Genomic DNA, 16,432 nt, shown 5'->3' on the forward strand with positions numbered 1-16,432 from the left:
AACAGTATTTACAATCACAACCGCACTCGCCGAAGCAATGGCTAGATTGAGAGCAAGCAATGCTTTAAGTCTTGGTGTATTAAAATAAATTTTAGCTCCCTGCTTTATACGACTATAAACACCTCTAAACTCAGGCACTTTGGCAACTGGTAATTTTGCACTTACCACAAACAAAGCAGAACCGATAAAACCTAATACTGTTCCTAAAAACAGATTATGGTAGCTCATCACAGTAAGTAAGAAACCTGCCAGCATTGGACTGATAATATTTTCCAAATCATAGGCTAAGCGAGACAATGACAAAGCATTCGTATAGTCTTTTTCTTCAGGAAGAACATCTGGAATCATTGCTTGAAATGTTGGCGTAAATGCAGCAGAAGCAGATTGCAAAATAAAAATAAGAATATAAATTTGCCAAATTTGCGTCACAAACGGTAGACACAATGCTGTTAATGCTCGAATAACATCTAGTCCAACCAATACTTGTTTTCTTGGTAATCGCTCTGCGAATGCCGATGCTATAGGTGCCACTCCAATATAAGCAATCATCTTAATTGCCAATGCAATACCGAGAACTTGGGCTGCTTCCCCCTTTGCAATATCGTATGCCTGTAAAGCTAGGGCAATTGTGATTAACCCCGTTCCGATTAGTGCTATTACTTGGGCTAAAAACAAATGCCGATATGTTGTGTTTTTTAGTACTTCTAGCATCTTATGGATTCCTTTTAGAACCTGACTTCTTTAGCAATTGAATCTCCTTGGAATAATATTCCAAGGAGATTGATCAAAACTTAAAAGACTTTCTTCATTTCACTAAACTGCCCTTCTACAAGTAGAGTTACAGTTACGGGATTTTCCGTACGGTTACGCCAGAACCAACCATGTTTGCCATCAAAAGCTGCCTTTAAGACACCCTGCTGAGTTGTCTCATTCTTTCCTTTTCCATAGCCATGATAGAACCCTTTAGGAGCATTCACTGGATCACCATGAGTATCATAGTTAAGACCACCTCCCACAGCTTTCCAATCAAAGTTGACACTTGCACTTTGCGGCATCGTCAGTTTCACTTCCGTTGCTTGATCTGGTTTAAGCTCAATACTAATACTTTCTTTATTAATAGCAGGCATAACCATTTGAGTATTATCAGTTGCCGTTTGAGTCGAAGTTTTTACTGATATTTGTTCAACACTATTCACTGTCTGTTCAGCATTGATACCATTTTCTGATTCTTGAGCGAGTGATTGTTTGATTTCACCCATTTTCGTTAGGCCAAGCACTTTACCCATACCTGTCAGATCAATGGCATACTCCGCAGGCATGACACAGGTAACTAGCACAACAACGGCACTTACGGCAGCAATTGCTGTTGATTTAATTAACTTTTTTGATGAAGGTAATTCGATATCTTTTGGAATTTCAGCGTTATACATAATTTAGATCCTTATTGAGTAATGAAGCCAGTGAGTTGATAGCCAACAAGTAAAAAACCGAGGAACATGAGGAAGACATTGCTTTGATAAGCTGTTTTAAAGAAATAAGGTGTCTTTCTCCAAAACGTCATTAATAACAAGATAATGCACAGAGCCATAAACTGACCTAATTCAACCCCAATATTGAAAGAGATTAAATTTGCCAACAGTCCATCACTCGGAACTTCATATTCCTGAATTTTTACTGCGAGTCCAAAACCATGAATCAGACCAAAAATTAAAGTCGCGATTTTCGTGTTTGGTTGAAAACCAAACCAACGCTGATAAGCCCCCAAGTTATCTAGAGCCTTATAAACAATCGAAAAACCAATGATTGCATCAATGATGTAGGTGTTTATCGAGATATTGTAATAAACACCCACCAGCATCGTAATCGAATGCCCAAGTGCAAATAGGCTAACGTACAAGCCGATATCTTTCATTCGGTATAAGAAGAAGATAATGCCAACAAGAAATAGTAAATGGTCATATCCAGTGACCATATGCTTCGCACCCAAATAGATGAATGGAATCACATGAATGCCATAAATTTCTTGAATATAGCCCTTATCACCTTCTGCTACTCCATGAGCAAAAAGTGTAGGACTTACCAATGTAATCAATAAAGCAAGTAGTAGCTTTATGTAAGCACTTAATTTCACAATGTGTGAAGCAATAATTTGCATGTATATCAAACTCCAAAATTTAAAATGAATTGAAAATCCATTAACTTTTTTGGCGGTTTAAAAATACGACTCACCATCAGATAAACATATTCTTTTGATCTATCTAGAATCGATATCCCCTTGAAGAGATGTGCTAAAGCGGTCGATTTAAGTACGTCATAGCCAACAAAATGTTCATAGTAATTATCTTGGTGACTATGTGAATGTTGTTGACTTATCTCATGATGGTGAGAGTGAATTGAATCAATTGAAACGTGTCTCTGAAATTCATTTACAGTTACATGCTCATTAAAGTGCAAACATAAAGCGAGACTGATCATGCAGACTAGCCACATCATCACAAATTTGCTTTGTTTATCTCGCAATATATTTGTCATTAAAGATGCCCCTAAACCACCTGTTCAGCAGCATCGTTTGATTTTCTTGACCTACCTTGGTTAAACCACACATATAAGGTTGGCAAAATAATCAAAGTCAGTAAGGTTGATGAAATAATCCCACCAATAACGACAGTTGCAATTGGGCGCTGAACTTCAGAGCCAATGCCTACGTTTAAGGCCATCGGAATAAAACCTAATGAAGCGACCAAAGCTGTAATCAACACGGGACGGAGTCTTTCCATTGCACCATGTCTCACCGCATCAATGACACTTTCCCCTTGCACTCGAAGCCTTTGAATGGCAGAAACAAGAACTAAGCCATTCAGCACAGCCACACCTGACAAGGCGATAAAGCCGACGGCAGCAGAAATTGAGAATGGAATATCACGTAGTGCTAAAGCAATCACACCACCTGTTAGTGCAAATGGTACACCTGTGAATACCAAGACACTGTTTCTAACATTACCTAAAGCCATGTAGATCATGGCAAAGATCAGAATTAAAGCGATTGGAACAACAACCATGAGTCGATTCGATGCAGACTCCATTTGTTCAAACGTACCGCCCCAAGTCAGCCAATAACCATCTGGTAATTTAAAATCAGCATTCAACTTAGATTGTGCTTCTGAAATGTAACTACCAATATCTGTACCTCGGACATTTGCTGTGATGACAATACGACGCTTACCATTCTCACGAGAAATTTGGTTTGGTCCTTGAACATTTTTTAACTCGATCAATTCTGATAAAAGTACACTTGAACCATCAGGCAGATTCACAGGAACTTGATAGAGTTTTTCTAAATCTGTGACAGAGTTTTGATCCATTCGAACAACAATATCGAACTTTCGATCACCTTCAAATACCTTACCTGCTGTCTCACCAGTAATGAGGCTAGAAACCTGTTGCTGTACATCCTCAGCATCAAGTCCATAATTGGCAATCATGTCTTTTTTCAGCTCGACAGATACCATTGGTAAACCCGTCATCTGTTCAACTTTCAAGTCAGCAGTACCATTAACCCCCTCTAAAATTTTAGCGGCAGCGTTTGCTGATTCGAGTAACTGATCGAGATCATCGCCATATATTTTCACAGCGACATCGGTACGAACACCTGAAATAAGTTCGTTAAAGCGCATTTGAATCGGCTGGGTGAACTCGTAATTATTTCCATAAACACCTTTAGCTACTCGTTCAATATCTGCAACGACTTCAGCTTTTGGTTTCTTTGGATTTGGCCATTCACTACGTGGTTTCAACATGACAAAATTGTCAGCTACATTAGGTGGAACTGGATCAGTGGCGATTTCTGCTGTTCCGACTTTGGCAAACATGGTCTGGACTTCAGGAATTTTCACAATTTCTTTTTCAAGCGTGTATTGCATTTCAACGGCTTGAGTTAATGAAGTGCCTGGGATACGCAAAGCATGTAATGCCACATCCCCCTCATCTAAAGAAGGTATAAATTCTGAACCTAAACGAGTTGAAAGACCTGCACTGAATATAAAAAATATTGAGACAAAGGCGATCAGTAAATATCTGTGATTTAAAGACCAATCTAAAATTGGGCTATAAAACTTCTTAATAAAATAAACAATCTTTGACTCTTCTTCTTTAATTTCGCCTGTAGTAACTAATGCCACCATTGCAGGGACAAAGGTAATTGACAGAATCATTGCACCAACTAAAGCCATAACTACCGTTGCAGCCATTGGTGTAAACATCTTGCCTTCAACACCAGTCAAAGTCATCACAGGCAGATAAACCAAAATAATGATCAATTGACCATAAAGAATCGCTTTTCGAGATTCCTTTGTTGCTTCAAACACAGTCGTAAAGCGTTCTTTTTGAGTCAGAATACGTCCTAACTCTTTTTGCTTCATGGCTAATTTAGCGAGAGATGCCTCGACAATAACCACAGCACCATCAACAATAATTCCGAAATCGAGTGCACCTAAACTCATTAAATTGGCACTGATCTTTTGGTTCACCATACCTGTGATTGTCATCAACATGGATAATGGAATCACTATCGCAGTAATCAGAGCTGCACGGAAATGTCCAAGAAAAAGAAAAAGTACAACAATGACTAGAATTGCACCTTCAAATAAATTCTTCTTCACTGTTTGAATCGTTGCATCAACCAAAGTTGTTCGGTTATAGACTGCTTTTGCTTCAACACCTTCAGGTAGCGACTTTTGAACCTGTTGTAGCTTTTGATCTACAGCATGAGCAACATTTCGAGAGTTTTCCCCAATAAGCATGAACGCTGTACCCAGTACAATTTCTTGCCCATCTTTGGTCGCAGCACCTGTTCGTAATTCATGACCAATCGATATTTTTGCAACATCTTTCAATCTGAGGATATAACCATTGCTCGTTGTGATCGGAATATTCTGGATCTGCTCAATCGAGTTAATTTGAGAATCAGAACGGATTAAATACTGCTCACCATTTTTCTCAATGTACCCTGAACCTTTGTTCATGCTGTTCTTAGAGATCGCCTCTAAAATCGCCTTCTGATCCAGCCCTATGCTACGCAAATAAGCATAATCAGGTTGAACAACAAATTGTTTTAGATAACCACCAATGGTATTGATTTCATTCACACCCTCTACATTTCGAAGCTGAGGTTTAATGACCCAATCCTGTAAAGTTCTTAATTCAGTGGGTGAAAGTGGGTTTAGACTATTCTTGGCATTTTCAACGGTATACATGAAGATTTCGCCAAGCCCTGTAGAAACAGGTCCCATTGAAGTCGATATGCCGCTTGGTAGTGTTGGTGTCACGCCTTGCAATTTTTCATTGACAATTTGACGGGCAAAATAGATGTCCGTCCCCTCCTTGAATATCGCCGTGACCTGAGATAAACCGTATCTCGACACTGAACGTGTATATTCAAGATTAGGGATACCTGCCAAAGCTGTTTCAATCGGGTAAGTGACTTGTGACTCCATCTCCATAGGAGACAAGCCTTGTGCTTCACTGTTGATTTGGACTTGTACATTGGTGATATCAGGAACAGCATCAATAGGTAGTTTAAAATAGTTATAAACACCCAATGCACCTACGAATAGAAAGACGATCAGTACAAGCCAACGATTCTTAATCGAAAGCTTAACAATTTGATCAAACATGGTGCTACCCCTTAATGATCATGAGTAGCGCCAGATTTACCTAGCTCTGCTTTTAATAAATAAGAATTGCCTGCCGCATAAACCTGACCTGCTTTTAAGCCTGACTTAACTTCAACAAACCCATTATATTTTTCACCCAACTCTAAAGGACGTGCTTCAAAGTCATTACCTACACGAATGAACACCACATCCCAATCACGGAAGTTCTGTAAAGCATCTTCACGAACCACCATCGGCTTCAAGCTTTGATTTTCAAAAATATGTGCGGTGATCAATTGACCTGAACGCCATTTAAATTGGTTGGCAATTTCAACAAAGACTTGAGCAGTACGTGTTTTTGGATCAATGACATCACTGATGTATTTGATCGTCCCCAATGCTTCTTCTGTGCCTGATTGAATTTGAGGTTTTACAGTCACCTTAGCATTCGGGTTAATTGTATTCAGCTTATCCGCAGGAACGTTGACTACTGCAAGTAATTGAGATGTATTGGCAATTTTAAATAATGGTGTAACTGGTGTAACGTTTGATCCAACAGCCGCTAGCACTTGTAAGACTGTGCCAGACATCGCAGCCCGAACTTCAATTGTACCGTTGCCTGAACCACCATAAGAGCTGATTAAATTGTTCAATTCATTGGCACGAATCTGAGCATCATCAAATTCACGTTTTGCATTAATGTAGTCAATTTCAGGCGATACTCGTTTTTGAAATAGCGTTCGCTCTTGCTCCATTTTTTTACGTGCAAATTGCAAATTATCCACTGCAATAGAACGCTCAGCATTTAAGCGGATCAAGTCTTGGCTTTGTACTGTAGCTAATAAATCACCTTGACTTACTTTATCGCCAATCGTGCGATATGTTTTGATGAGTGTTCCACTTGCTTTCGGTGTGATAAAACTTTCAAAATTATCAGGGAACTTCAATTCTCCTTTTAACTCTAAAGCATTTTCAAACATCATGGATTCAACTTTTAAAAGCTCTAAACCGCTGCTCTTGATACTACTGTCCAACATGGTGACACGACCTTCTTTGGTGTCCCATTTCCACGTATGTTTTTTACCTTGATAATCAACGTTGATAATCATTAAAAATGAATGTGGTTCATAGACAATTTCTTTACCGATCAAGTAGTCACTCTCTGGTTTAAATTGAATATTTTGCTCAGCATCCAAACGTTTGATGTAAACATTTGCCGTTAATGCTTCAGGTTTAAGCGGTTTATCTTTGAAATACCCATAAACACGGAGATGTGGTTCTACGCCCTGCTCAAAGATTTTTACTTCTGCTGAGAAATCCCCATCACGATATAAACGTCCACCATAAGGTCCTTTCTCGTCACCTGCTACTGCAACTTTTTCTGCTATTGCTTCCCCATGTGCTGAAGAAGACTGAGTTTTTTGACCTGTCTTGTACCATGCGACAGCGCATAACACGACAAGCAAGGCAATAATGCCCGTAGCAATTAAAGTATTGGTTGGTTTATTCATATTCTTGCCCTTATTCTTGGTCTAAATGAGTAATGTAGTTGCGCTCGACTTCTGCAATTTCAGTCTGCAAAGCCAACCACAAATCGAATCGAGCAAGATGTTTGTCTAACCAAATTTGCTTAATGCTATTGAATTCAAGTAACGAGTTTTTCCCTGCTTGGTATCCCATCTCTGCAATGCGAAGACTTTCATTGGTTGCGGGCAAAACGGTTTGATCATATTGATGGATTACATCAATTAAGTTAGAAACCTCAATAGATTTGTTTTCCAATTCAATTTTAGAGTTACGACTCACAAGCACAGACTGCGTTTCAGCTTTCATCTGTTCCGCTTGGGCAATCGCAATATTGCCTTTATTTCGGTTGAAGATATTGAGTGGTATTGAGGTTGAAACTTGGAAGACTTTGTCATTGGTTTCTTGATAGTTTTTGACCCCAACACCCAAAGTGATATCAGGTATTGCCTCTTTACGAGCGAGTTCAAATTGTGTCTTTTTCAATTGTGAATTCAGTATCGCTTCTTGCTCAGCCAAACTAATTTTGTCTGTGAAATTAAAACTTAGAGGAACTTCTAAGGCGTTACTTGGTAGATTTGATGTGAACTTAGAGCACAGATTTTTTTGAAACTGCCCCTTTTTCACTTCATTTTGATAACGTAGTTTTGATTCAGATGAAAGTGCTGCACTGAGCTGAGCATCCGAAGGAATGACTCGCCCAAACTTGAGCCTTCCCGAAAGAACGTTGGCTTGTCTTGCATTCAACTTGCTTTCTGTTGAATAAACTTCAGCACGTTGAGTTGCCACATACCAGTTCGCCATACAGATTCTTAAATCTGCTTTGAGTTCAGCCTGTCGCTTTGCTATTTCGAACTGATTACGATCACCTTGAAAATGCGCAACTTGTTTTCTCAAGGAGAGTTTATTACTGAGAGGAATCTCTTGTGACAACCCCAATAAGGCTGTTGGACCATCCAAATCCTTCAATTTGGAATTACCAAGATTATCCAACTCCACATTGAAAGTCGGATTATTTAATTTGCCAGCAAACTTTTGGTTGATTTCATAAGCTTGCTCGGACTGCTGTAGGCTATTGAGTACAGCATCACTTGCGATAACCTGCTTTTGTAGTTCAGCATAATTCGTTTCTGCAAATGCGTTTGCTGCCGTTACTACAAAACCACAGGTCAGAAATATCTGATATTTTTTAGACATGACTTTACCTATACAAAAAAATGAAAAATTATTTTTTGTATAGAAAGATCAATTACGCAGAACGATTAAGTCTTTGGAGTAAGTATAAGAGTTACTAAATACGAGAGGGGGTCGCCGTTTTAAGAAAGCTCGATAAACGGGCTTCTCAAAAAAATGAAAAAAGAATAAAACGAGTGGAAGTGCAAAACTAAGAATAAAGACAGGATCTATGCTTAGATCGCTATCAGAAGAAATAGGCTTCACCGAATGATGATAAATTGGCTCATCAAAATTCTTCCAAGTATGTGTTTCTACATCATGATCAGTCGTACTTGTAAAAGAATCATCTAAGTGCAGCAAAGACCAATGACTAGATGCATCATCTTCCACAACAATACTCAGTTCATGTTGATGTTCAATATTTTCAAGTAAGACAGGCGCCCACGCATGAATCCCCGTAATTGTTATTGTAAACAAAAACAGGATAAATGCGAGTATAAGCTTGGTCGTCCCACTTGAATGCATATCAAAGAACATACATCTAACTTGCCAACAAAATACTAAAAAGCTCTATTAAAGTAAATCTAATTTAGCCTCACATTTACACATGAATCAATTTCAAACCTCCTACCCCAAATTTGCAAAAAAAAAGAGTACAAATACTCTTTTCTAATTAAATTCATTTTAATTCAAAGCCTGAACCGACTGCTGCAACCCTTTCTGAATATCCTGAACATGAGTGAGATCATGCGTTTGCTGATGCTCTGATTTGGAATCCTCCGTGTAAAATTCCTCCACAATTTCCAAGCCCTCTTCCCCACCGACCTCAAAGCAGGCATTGCCATAGCCCTGCCGTGCCACATGATCTAAAGCTTCCTGATTAAAACCACACAACTTACTCTTCTGATTAATCTCCTTAGCAGTTTGAATCGCTTCTTGTAAATGAATGTCCTCACGTAAAGTTAAATCTACGTAATAGATCGGAGTACGATAACTCTGAGTAGTACTTTTGCCTCGTAAAGTCAGTTGCAATGGTAGACATGAAAGTAAGCCACCCGATGCAGCACTGTAATAACGTAGCCGTGCTGCTAAGGTGCGAATGCTATTAAAGCCAGTGGTTCTAAAGATAAATGTGCCAAACTCATCCGATTCATCTAAATTCATATATAGCCTGCCATAAGGCTTACAGAGTCCTCCTTGAGCAAGTGAGCATAAATCAGGGGATGGACAGGGATGATGCTCAACCCCTTGATTAGTCAGTCGCTGACAGGTTTCACCATTACCTGAGCAGATTAATCGTCCAGTTTGGCGGTCAAATAAGCTGTACTCTGCCCGTAGGTTCAGTTCAGGATCATTGAAGATCATACGGACTGGTATGGTTCTGAGTTTTTGGTTTTGGTTCGGTGCTTTAGCTCTAAGTTGTTCATCGAGTGGATGTTTGACCCATCCATCCTTATTTTGGATTTGGCTAGTAATGGTAAATTGGTCATCCTTTTCAGGGAGTCGTTTGCCATTCTTTTCGACAATCTTACCGATGCTGATACGTCCTAAGATGGGTGGTGTAATTGCTAAACCTTTAATCATGGTGATGTCCTCAATATAGATGTTGAATTCGTGTTGAAATCTGAATAAATAAATTTTGCTGCATAAAAAATCCCAGTCTGTTTAAGGACTGGGATTAAGGGTTGTGCGTTGTGTTGAAATAGATGGTGGATATGGCGGTGCTTACCCACCATTCGAATAAATCTGAAATCTTCGTGTTCCTACTTTGGTTTGTGGGAACTGCTGTAAATATTCAGGGTGTTGTTTGAGTAAGGCTTTACTGTTTAATGTGGTTGAGTCTTGTGACTTCTTCCATGTTACCGATCCATCCATAAACACTGCACGTTCTGCATCCTTCATCATCATTTGCAGTTGATGTTTTAGTTCATCAAAGTATTGCTGGTGTTGTTCCACTTTGTGTCGCTCTTGCAGTAGTTGTTTAAATAAGTAGTTGGCTTGTTCATTTTGGGTCAGGTCTTCAACCGACAGTGGAATATGTTCAGGATAAAGTTGTTTTAAAGCTTTGGCTGCGGAATCAGAGGCATCGACACTGGGTGGAATGCCTGTTTCAACACATTGCCAGAAGTGACGTTCGGCATTGATGATGTGCTGAATCACGGTGTCGTTACGACTGACTTTATAGATTCGGGTTTCATGCCCACAGATCAAGGCACAGATATGCGCGGCTTGTTTTCCTGTCACTGCCAGTTGATGCTGGACTTGGCACAATACATACAGTGGTACGCCGTCTCGCCACAGTTTAGCGCCATATTCTCCAACGCTTTTACACTCCAAGATTTGCACTTCTTCATTGCTGACAATGGCATAGTCCAAATTCGCCAACATAAAGTGTTTGTCTTCGTCTGGATGTTGCAAGATGGCATTCACCCGACGGACTTTATGGTTGGTATGCATGCTGTAGTATTCAGCAATCAGAGGTTCAAGTTGTTTGCCCCAGTATAAAGGTGCATAGCCCGTACTTTCATCTTCGATGTTTTGTTGCATGCGTCCTGTTTTAATCATCCATAGTTCCAGCATCGACATATAGGGATTCAGTCCACATGCCGTCGCTGCATCACTGCTGCCAATACCCTGTTTTCTGAGTTCCTGCCATTGTTGATAGCTCATCTGTTTGGTATTGGCAAAGCGTTTGGCTGAAGCAAGGCGCTTGGTCTTTTTTGGGGTACGTTTACTCCGAGTTCCCACCTCTACGGTTTGGGTTGTGGTTGGTGAGTTGAGATTGGGGGAATACGCTTGTAAAGGCGGATTGTTTAAACTGTACTGTATTTGGCTATTACTGTTCATTGCATGGTTATCCTATTTTTATTGAAGTGTTGAGGTGTAAAAATTGAATTTCAGGCATAAAAAAAGCCACATCTGAGGAATGTGGCGAAGGGTGTTCAGTTAGATCAGTGATCTTGATGCTACTTAGGCTAATTGACTAAGCTTAAATGAAGCTGAAATTCAATCTTTAGGGTTAAGTGTTACACCACCATTCTCAGTGCCTGTTCTAGTCCTCGTTGTTTAATCGAAGCCCCTGCCCCGAACCATGCGGAATCCAGTCGATGATCTGTACTCATAGCACGACGCTCGTGATCCACAAATTCTGTAATTGAGCACAGTAATCCATAAGCCGTATCTTTGGCTGAGCTGAGTTCTGCCCCTCGTCCATGTCCGTTAAACATGGTCATCACTTTAGACATGGCACGTCCATTCGGTTCGGTTTTATTGTCTGATCGGAATGAATTAGGCATAGCAGCATTACGGTAATACTGAATCAAGCGATCATCCTGTTCAGCACTGCTGAGATTCGTGTTGTTAAATACCGCATCGAAATAAGCTGCGGCTTCTTGTTGCGTGACTTTGCGCTGACTCAGTTGTTTCATTTCATACATGTGTTCATCCCATGCCCGAACAGAAATGCCCAGTTGTTGTTTGACTTTCTCGGCATCGAACTTGGTACTGTGTGGAACTTTGACCACACCTGCACTGCCTTGTTGTCCTTTTAGGGCAATCGCTAAGGTGTTATTACATACCACACGGATTGATGTGAATTGTGCTGTTGTTGCCAATGTTCCATCACAAGCGGTTGCCAATAAAATATAGCCATTACTGACATCCCTACCTTTTAAAGCAGCGCTTTGTCCTGTTCTAGCCAAGGCCCAGAACTTCTTGCCCCCTTTCAACACCCCAGCAGTTTCTAGCTCAAAACCCGATTGTTCGCTTAAGTCTCGGTAGAATTCTAAAATCTGTTTGGGTTGCACTTCCTGAAAGCGCTGACTCACTACCGATAACGGTGCATGGGTATCAGATCGATAAAGTACCCGTTGTTCTTCAAACGGTAGAATGATGTTTTGTCCACGTGGATTTTGTGCCATATAACGTACATCCGAGGATTCAATCTGCCAATCCATGCCTGCCTGTTGCGCCCAGACTTCGATGGGTTGGTTTGGGGTGAGTTGATTGCCTAAGCCATGCCAAGGGGTTTGACCGACATAAGCCATTTGTTCTAGTTGATGTACCATGATGTTTTCCTTTTTAAGTAGATTAGCCTTATTCTGGCTGTTGAATTTCAAAGTGTTCCAGGCATTGCTCGCACTGGTAATGCAAAGTGACCAGATTGTCCTGTTGCTGGATGTAGAGCAGAAACATTCCACCTGCTGCCAATCCAATAAAGCCGCCCACCAGTGGATTGATTCCCAGACGTTTTGAGATTTGCATACCCACCGCTGCCAGCGACATCGGTGAACAGGAAGAGAATGAGATTTTGCTTTGGGATTGGGTGTGTTGGCTGCGCCGTAGTAATTGCACATGCGATGAATGGCAATAGGGGCATTGCTGCATGGCGTGCTCCTTGTTTGGGTATTCAGAAATTGGGAAACAGGCATAAAAAAACCACGAGCCCATGCTCGTGGTTTTTTTAAGATTTATGTGGTTTGCTTTGTTCGATTAACGATTGACTTTGGTTGTGGTGCTGGCTTGGGCTTTCTTGTTACATGGGCGGATGCTTTGGATATAGCTTCCATCACCTGTGTCTTTAAAGAAACCATACTTGGACTGGATTTCCAGACATTGCCCTTTCTTATACGGTTTGAGTTGTTTGGCAACATGATCTGGAAAGGCAAAATAGTTAAAAATCACTTCACCCCTGGTAGTCGGGAAGATCACTGCTTCTTCGCCATAGTGTACATTGGCCTTTAAGATGATCTGTTCTGTCTTGGCAAATGCCATTGCACTCACGGTAAGCATCAACAGACCACAGCTCAAGCGTTGTATTAGTTTCATAGGATTGTCTCGTATTGATTAAAATAAAGTCATGTTGTATTGAATGGTTCTGTTGTAAAACTAGCTGGTTTAGCGACCAAAGCAGGGCTTATAGCCTTCGTTGAGCAATTCATCCGTGTCTTTATTCCACTGCACCACATACCAGGTACATTGATAGCGATCAGAATCCCATGCAGTACGGTAAGTAATGGTATTCCCCTGTTCACTCCAGCCGTCCAGTCGTTTTGCGACCTGATCTGGACTAGAGCGTCCCCATACTTCCATGAGATGAGTTGCCAGCATCTGATCAATATCTGGGACTGTTGCTCTTAAATCCGCAGGTGCTGATTTCATCGGTTGTAAGCCATAACGGGAAAGCTTTGAGCTTAGGGTTTTTCCGTCATGGTATTTAGCATCAACCTCATAACTTAAACGCTCAGCCGCAGCTGCTTTTTGAGTGGCTTTGGCATTTTCTACCGCAGCAAGTGCCCCTGCAACCTCATCAGGACTGACCTCTAGATGCGCTGTTTGGTTGGCACGATCTTCGGTTAAGCCTTCAATACCTGAGAGCCCTTCCTCAATCGGTTCAGATGCGGCTTGAGCGATGTCCGTTGTTTGGTTTTGGACTTTGGATTGTTCTAATGCCAGTTGGGCTAACTGTAGGTCTGTTTGTCGTTGTTGGTGCTGATTCAATAGATAAGCCCCCACAACAACGATGACAATACCTATGATCAGTGCCACAAGGCTGGCGGGTTTAAGCTTTTGCATATGTTTTCCCCCTATTTAATATGGCCATAGGCCTTGTTCTTTGATTGCTTTGATGTATGGGTCAATCGTGACCTCACCTGTTCGGCAGTTGGTGGTTTCACCTGTTTGTTGGTTAAAACTTTCTGAGACATTCGGGTTATCACATAAGCGTTTGTATTTATTCACAGGCGCTGGTGTCGATCGTGATGCTTTAGCAGGTGCACGGTAGCCGACTCGTCGAACAATTAAACTGTTACTTGTGCCGAATACTCTTAACACGCCGCCCCCTTCCCACGTTGCGGTATAAGCAAGCTGTTGTTCACAACCATTGGACATTGAGGCTTGAATCTGATGTACACCATAATGGCGTGTTGCAGAGCGGTAGGTACAAATACTCGAATAACCACTGCCTTTCTGTACATTGACTAAGTGCGCCATGGTTTCAGCTGAACCCAATCCATAAGAGGGAGCAGCATGGCTCCATGAACTGCATCCCAACACTAAGGTGCTGAAGTAAATCAATCTTTTTTTCATATATCTGACCTGTTTAATTTTTTTCTGTTATTGCATCTCAAAGGCATGCCACTTAAAGTTGTTAAGAGAACAGCCACTCTAGAAAGGCAAAGGGCCACACAAAGGCGCGACCGAGCAGATAGGCTTTGGAATAGCCCGCAGGAAAACTCCAGATCAGCTTCACCCAGTAGCCCAACATGATCAGGAGGTAAGTAATGAGAAAATTCTTCATGGTCAGTCCTCCCTATTTCAATTTGGACATACAGGCCATGCCGGCTTGTTGGACTTTATTCTCCCAGTCTTCAGGGAATTGCCACGGCTCTTTAATCTGTTCCAAACGATCTGCGCCGTAGTACTGCTCTACCTTGTCATAGCTACAGGAACAGAAACTGCGATTGGCTCCCCAATTTCGGCAACCATCCTTAAACTCGGATTCAAATGAACTGCTACAGGCTGTCAGTAAGGCACAGCCAAATAATAAAAATAATCGTGTTAATCCCATCTCATCCTCTTATCAATACGTATGCTCGCCAGTCCATCTTTGGATATGGCTTCATTGAGGTAATGTGTATTTGAATTTTCTTTATATTCAATTTTGCTTTCAGGAAATCAATCAAAAAGACCTCAGCCTGAGCCTATAGTCCAGCCATTTGATGTCGTTAAATTCAATATATATATTTCATCTTTTATAAAACTTTGGTTGAGAAGCAGGTCATAGCGTTCAACCCTGAGTGTACAGCGATATAAATCAAAATAAGGATGTGCCCTCTCTTGCCCCTCATAAACATTGGAACGCTGACATTGCTTTAATTGAATTTGCACAACAGATTCATCTTGCTGTCTTAATGCCTGCAAAACATCATTAGCTTTGGGCTGGACAATCTGCTCTCCAGATAAACCACACCCTGAACAAATCATTGCAGTCAACATCAAACTGATTAAGGAAAAATTCATTTTCATGGCGCTATCCTTGAGTCTCAGCATGTGAGGATATTCCAAATTGGAATGGTATGATCTGTTGGAGTGGAATCACCTGTTGTTGGACCAATGTTAAATCTGGTCTTACTTTCTGAACATAAATCTGTTGAGGTTTTAGTTGTTCAATCACTCGGAACTGTTGATCCATCCCCAGATACTCCATCAGTACAACGCGGCTGATCGCTAATCCCTGAGGTTGGTAATCCAATACAAAAGCCATATAAACTGATGCTTGTGCTCGACTATCCCATACGCTAATTAAGCTTTTAGCTTGTTCTGCTGATGCTTTAACTTGAAAGCGTACCAACCTGATAAGTGCATCCTCTGACACCATTCTCAAATCATCTTCATGAACCACAGGTGCTGTCGTCTGGATGGTTAGTAACGCTTGATCAGCATCGTAATCAATTCGATTCAATTGGTCGAAATAATCAGGAATCTCAATCCAGCGATTGCTAAAGTTCAAAGCATCTTCAATACGCCCCAAATCGATATTGGCTTTTGCTGTCAGCTTTTCAGTTTGCTGCTGTTTAGCTTTGATACGCTGTTTGTAAGTATCTGTTGTTTCATAGGGATCTTTATCTGGAATAGAACTAGCTTTAAGTAAAGCCAAATGCTGAATAGCCAAGCTATTCGCTCGACTAAACAAATCAGGACTGGTCAGATCGACTATAGGAATTTCAGTGTGATCTTTTTTGCGTACCCCAAATAGAAGGAGTTGGTCAGGGCGGAGTCTTAATTGCTGTCTTAAAGCAAGAAATGTCTTTTTTGCGCCCTTGGTATCAACAATATAGTTTTGAAAATCTTGTAAAAAACTTTCATCACTCGTTTTATCTAAATATAAAGTTGTGATCTTTTGCCCAGCAATAACAACTGGTCTTGGATTAGCCACTGGATCTATACGCTGTGATAATTGATCTTCTTTATCCGGTATATAAAGCGTGGAATCTTGTTTTGAGCATGCACTGATACACAAAGACAGCAGTAAACATGTCGTTAAAATACGGCCATGAATCATGATTACCTCACTTCAATTT

At 40.8% G+C, this 16,432-nt stretch carries 19 protein-coding genes; all 19 read right to left on the reverse strand.

Annotated elements, in window-relative coordinates; all coding sequences use genetic code 11:
- The coding region (locus HMPREF0023_RS08975) for an MFS transporter (RefSeq protein ID WP_008941906.1) at positions 1–711 on the reverse strand (711 nt) is incomplete at its 3' end.
- 80 nt (positions 712–791) lie between these two features.
- A complete protein-coding gene (locus HMPREF0023_RS08980; RefSeq protein WP_005243610.1) occupies positions 792–1,430 on the reverse strand; it encodes a hypothetical protein in 639 nt (212 codons plus the stop codon).
- Between the two features lie 11 nt (positions 1,431–1,441).
- A complete protein-coding gene (locus tag HMPREF0023_RS08985) occupies positions 1,442–2,155 on the reverse strand; it encodes a HupE/UreJ family protein (RefSeq protein ID WP_005243612.1) in 714 nt (237 codons plus the stop codon).
- A 5-nt stretch (positions 2,156–2,160) separates the two neighbouring features.
- Positions 2,161–2,532 (reverse strand): hypothetical protein, encoded by a 372-nt coding sequence (locus HMPREF0023_RS08990; RefSeq protein ID WP_005243615.1) that lies wholly within the window; start codon positions 2,530–2,532, stop codon positions 2,161–2,163.
- A gap of 11 nt (positions 2,533–2,543) precedes the next feature.
- On the reverse strand, positions 2,544–5,672 hold the full coding sequence (locus tag HMPREF0023_RS08995) for an efflux RND transporter permease subunit (protein WP_005243616.1): 3,129 nt from the start codon (positions 5,670–5,672) through the stop codon (positions 2,544–2,546).
- A gap of 11 nt (positions 5,673–5,683) precedes the next feature.
- Entirely contained in the window at positions 5,684–7,162 is a 1,479-nt protein-coding gene (locus HMPREF0023_RS09000; protein ID WP_005243618.1) for an efflux RND transporter periplasmic adaptor subunit, read from the reverse strand.
- A gap of 10 nt (positions 7,163–7,172) precedes the next feature.
- Complete coding sequence (locus tag HMPREF0023_RS09005) at positions 7,173–8,372, reverse strand: TolC family protein (RefSeq protein WP_005243621.1); 1,200 nt, start codon at positions 8,370–8,372, stop codon at positions 7,173–7,175.
- A 48-nt stretch (positions 8,373–8,420) separates the two neighbouring features.
- Positions 8,421–8,876, reverse strand: coding sequence for a hypothetical protein (locus HMPREF0023_RS09010; protein ID WP_026040215.1), 456 nt, complete (start codon positions 8,874–8,876; stop codon positions 8,421–8,423).
- A 159-nt stretch (positions 8,877–9,035) separates the two neighbouring features.
- Positions 9,036–9,935, reverse strand: coding sequence for a hypothetical protein (locus HMPREF0023_RS09015; RefSeq protein WP_008941907.1), 900 nt, complete (start codon positions 9,933–9,935; stop codon positions 9,036–9,038).
- Between the two features lie 141 nt (positions 9,936–10,076).
- Positions 10,077–11,198, reverse strand: a complete 1,122-nt coding sequence (locus tag HMPREF0023_RS09020; RefSeq protein ID WP_008941908.1) for a YqaJ viral recombinase family protein — start codon at positions 11,196–11,198, stop codon at positions 10,077–10,079.
- A gap of 179 nt (positions 11,199–11,377) precedes the next feature.
- A complete protein-coding gene (locus HMPREF0023_RS09025) occupies positions 11,378–12,418 on the reverse strand; it encodes a DUF932 domain-containing protein (protein ID WP_017396539.1) in 1,041 nt (346 codons plus the stop codon).
- 28 nt (positions 12,419–12,446) lie between these two features.
- Complete coding sequence (locus tag HMPREF0023_RS09030; RefSeq protein WP_080591903.1) at positions 12,447–12,737, reverse strand: hypothetical protein; 291 nt, start codon at positions 12,735–12,737, stop codon at positions 12,447–12,449.
- A gap of 105 nt (positions 12,738–12,842) precedes the next feature.
- Complete coding sequence (locus HMPREF0023_RS09035) at positions 12,843–13,178, reverse strand: hypothetical protein (RefSeq protein WP_026056280.1); 336 nt, start codon at positions 13,176–13,178, stop codon at positions 12,843–12,845.
- 69 nt (positions 13,179–13,247) lie between these two features.
- Positions 13,248–13,925, reverse strand: coding sequence for a hypothetical protein (locus HMPREF0023_RS09040; protein ID WP_008941912.1), 678 nt, complete (start codon positions 13,923–13,925; stop codon positions 13,248–13,250).
- A gap of 15 nt (positions 13,926–13,940) precedes the next feature.
- Positions 13,941–14,438, reverse strand: a complete 498-nt coding sequence (locus tag HMPREF0023_RS09045; RefSeq protein ID WP_008941913.1) for a hypothetical protein — start codon at positions 14,436–14,438, stop codon at positions 13,941–13,943.
- A gap of 61 nt (positions 14,439–14,499) precedes the next feature.
- Positions 14,500–14,649 carry a hypothetical protein gene (locus tag HMPREF0023_RS16740; RefSeq protein ID WP_004669027.1) on the reverse strand — a complete coding sequence of 50 codons (150 nt, stop codon included), beginning with the start codon at positions 14,647–14,649 and terminating at the stop codon, positions 14,500–14,502.
- Between the two features lie 12 nt (positions 14,650–14,661).
- Positions 14,662–14,919 (reverse strand): hypothetical protein, encoded by a 258-nt coding sequence (locus tag HMPREF0023_RS09050; protein WP_004669028.1) that lies wholly within the window; start codon positions 14,917–14,919, stop codon positions 14,662–14,664.
- Positions 14,920–15,041: 122 nt separating this feature from the next.
- Positions 15,042–15,377, reverse strand: coding sequence for a hypothetical protein (locus HMPREF0023_RS09055; RefSeq protein ID WP_004669030.1), 336 nt, complete (start codon positions 15,375–15,377; stop codon positions 15,042–15,044).
- 4 nt (positions 15,378–15,381) lie between these two features.
- Positions 15,382–16,413, reverse strand: coding sequence for a hypothetical protein (locus HMPREF0023_RS09060; RefSeq protein ID WP_008941915.1), 1,032 nt, complete (start codon positions 16,411–16,413; stop codon positions 15,382–15,384).
- Positions 16,414–16,432 lie beyond the last annotated feature (19 nt).

The sequence above is a fragment of the Acinetobacter sp. ATCC 27244 genome (genome assembly GCF_000156555.1).
Classification (GTDB): Bacteria; Pseudomonadota; Gammaproteobacteria; order Pseudomonadales; family Moraxellaceae; genus Acinetobacter; species Acinetobacter haemolyticus.